The 385-nt window shown below is 60.3% G+C and carries 1 protein-coding gene; it reads right to left on the reverse strand.

The window, feature by feature from the left end; genetic code table 11:
- Window positions 1-385, reverse strand: a 385-nt coding sequence (locus tag JHD79_RS22645; protein WP_199121625.1) for a hypothetical protein, incomplete at both ends; no start/stop codon positions are given.

Below are 385 nucleotides of genomic sequence, written 5' to 3' on the forward strand. Positions count from 1 at the left end.
GTTCTGCACGTACGCGTTGATCCACCACTTGTCGCCCGGCTCGGTGTAACGCAGCGAAAGATCGCCACGCGTATACGCCTTCTGCTTATCGCCATCGCCAAGATTGAAATAGCTCAGCCATTGCGAACTCTGGTACTGCGCGCTTACCCGCGGCGTGAGGCGACCGCCGTTGCCCAGGTGAAAGTCGTGCTCGTAGATGGCGGTGAGCGACACGTTGGGCGCGTGCGGCAAATCGTTGCCGGTCACGTTCATGCAACTGGAAAGGTTGGACGCTGGCGGACACGCCGGCAGGCCCTGGTAATCGTTGCTGCCCGCATACGGCAGGGTGCCCAGTTTCTTCTTGGGAATCGCCGAGAAGATCAGGTCGAAGCGATCGTCCTTCTGC

This window comes from Pedobacter sp. ASV28 (assembly GCF_016428855.1).
Lineage (GTDB): Bacteria > Bacteroidota > Bacteroidia > Sphingobacteriales > Sphingobacteriaceae > Pedobacter.